Annotated in this window: 1 protein-coding gene and 1 pseudogene; both read left to right on the forward strand. The window is 58.4% G+C overall.

The window, feature by feature from the left end:
- Nucleotides 1-1,556: pseudogene (locus PMI29_RS0130305) on the forward strand (hypothetical protein); the annotation flags it as partial.
- A gap of 215 nt (nucleotides 1,557-1,771) precedes the next feature.
- A partial coding sequence (locus tag PMI29_RS10220; protein ID WP_008000303.1) for a FecR family protein occupies nucleotides 1,772-2,643 on the forward strand: 872 nt, incomplete at its 3' end.

Raw genomic sequence — 2,643 nt, forward strand, 5'->3', positions numbered from 1 at the left:
CGCCAGCCAGTCACAGGCTGCCGGTCAGTCGGACTGGGAGGCTGTCAAACACCTGTTCGGCTCGGGCATTGAGCGCATTTCAGCCCTGCTGCCGGGCAAACTCGCGTATGGGCAATTTCTTTGGCAGACCTTCAAGGACGCCCGAAATTCGGCCGAAGCCCTGCAGGACCATCACTGGGGGGCGGCATTACGGAACTTTATTGCCGGTGCGGCGCAACTCGTGTCATTGGGCCGGTTATCGTTTGAAGGATGGACCGACACCGCCCAGGCAACCGGTGAGGCGGTTGCTCAACCGGTTGCCACCCCCGTGATTGCACAACCCTGGTCGCAGGTCCGGTCGACAGCCGCGCTGCGTACGCGGCTGCAACCGTTCGAAACCACGGTCGAACTGAAAGCCCTGACGAAAAGCCGCACTGACGGCACCTACCTCGAAGCGGCCAGCCAGAAGACCTTCGCCGCCATTGCCGGCAAGGTGTACGGCGTGAACAAGACCGGGGCGGTTTGGCGAATGCTCAAGGGCGAAGAAGAAGGCCCCGTGTTACGGGCAGCATCTGACAAGCAACTGCTGATCGACCCGGATACCCACACCGTCCACTTCGGCAAAGCCCTTTCGAAAATGCACAATCAGTTTGCCAACGCCCAAGTTGCCCGGGATGTGCTGAACATCGAGGCCCGGGGGATGGAAGAAATCCGCGCAAAACATCCCGAAAAAGCCCGGATGATCGTGCAGGCCATAGACATGGCTCGCTATTACGCGTTCAACAGCCTCCACAACATGGTGCAGCTACGCAAACTTCTCCCAGGAACACGGCTGGATACGTTCCTTAAAAGGTTTTTTCGGCGTTGGGCAGATCGACCAAGGGCTGCTCGACAAAATCAAACAGGCCATCCTTCCCATCTGCAACGCGCTGGTCGATCCCGATGAAGACTGGTTGAACTCGCGACGCTTTATCGTGGGTTCAAACCGGAACCCGCAAGACAACCTCATCGCGTTTGTCCTGGACAAGGATCAACAGCGCAATGTGCACTTCACCGAACGATTCTTCGATCAGCAACTCGACTGGTACAAATCCTGTTTAACCCAGCCCTTCAACGTCGACGGCCACAGTCAGGCCGCCACGCTGATACACGAATTCGCCCATTTGTTTTCCGAGGCCGTGGACATCGCCTCCCTGGAGGCCAGGCGCCCGTTCAGCGATCTGGTCGCGCCGATCACCGCCTATGGCGCAGCCATGAAACAATCACAGCTGGACTTCCAGCGAGAAGCCTTGTCGATGGAAACGCCGCAGGAGGAACTGTTCGCACGCTGGAACAGTGGGCTGCAAACGTGGATCAGCCTGGATTCGATTCCGGGTTCTTATCACGTCGGCAAGGCCATCCTTAAATTAACGGGCAGCAAGACCATGGATAAGGCACGGGAAGCCTTTTTAAACGTGCAGGATCCGAAGTTCCGAACCGATGTCATTTTGCACAATGCCGACTCGATCGCGTTTCTGATCTGCGAAATGGGCCGGCAACTGGACCCGGTGCCCGTCACTTCGCCCCCTGAAACCTGACCCCGACGTAACACCGCGCAGATCACCGGATTTGCGCGGTGCAGCGGCGCGTATTTAGATCCTTTTTTCACCCGTCCTGTGGATACTGCTACCCGACAACAAGTGCTCCAGAGGCGAGGCGTTGAAAAAGAACTGCACATTGATATTTAAATGCCATGACTGATGTTCTCGCAGACTTCCCTCAAGGTTAGAATGCACGAAATCAGGATGAGCCAATGACCGACCACACGCTCTCGGAAGCCGAATACGACGCCGTCACCGATGCCGCTGCGCATTGGTGCATGCGTCTGCACGCCAATGACTGCACCGAGCAAGAGCGCCAGGCGTTCGAGCAATGGCGTGATGCGCATCCGCTCCACGCCTTCGAGTACGAGGCGATGCTGGAGATCTGGGATGTCGCCGACGACTTGCCCCGTCCCGAGCCGGTCGTGCCGCTGGTTCGCCCCCAACCCGAAAAAGCGTGGCGCCGCCTGGGTATTGCAGCGGCGGTCTGTGCCCTGGCACTGCCCCTGGCCGGTTATGGCGGCTGGCACCTGGGCTGGGTACCGAACGCTTACCAGCATTTCGAAGCGACCGACAATGTTCGTACCGTCACTTTGAACGACGGCAGCCAGGTGGAACTGAACCTAGGCAGCGAGTTGACGTACAGCAACTTCAAGGATCAGCGGCAAGTCACGCTGAAAAAAGGCGAAGCCTTCTTCAGTGTCAGCCATGACACCCGTCACCCGTTTGTGGTCAAAGCCGCCGAAGGCCGGATTCGGGTGACCGGGACCCAATTCAATGTGTGGATGTACGAAGACCAGGTCAAGGTCAGCCTGATCGAGGGTTCGGTACTGGTCAGCAGCAACGACGACCTGCCCGGCGACGGTTTGCGCCTTGACCCGGCAATGCAGGCCAGTTATCGCCACGGCGACTTCATCCCCCGCATCAGCCAGACCTATGACAACGACAGTTCGCTGGCCTGGCGCCAGGGAAAACTGGTGCTCGACAATCTGGCACTCAACGATGCGCTGCCGCTGATCAATCGCTACCTGGACAAACCGTTGATGGTCGCTGACAACAGCACCGGCTCGATCCACATCGGCGG

This window comes from Pseudomonas sp. GM49, assembly GCF_000282355.1.
Classification (GTDB): Bacteria; Pseudomonadota; Gammaproteobacteria; order Pseudomonadales; family Pseudomonadaceae; genus Aquipseudomonas.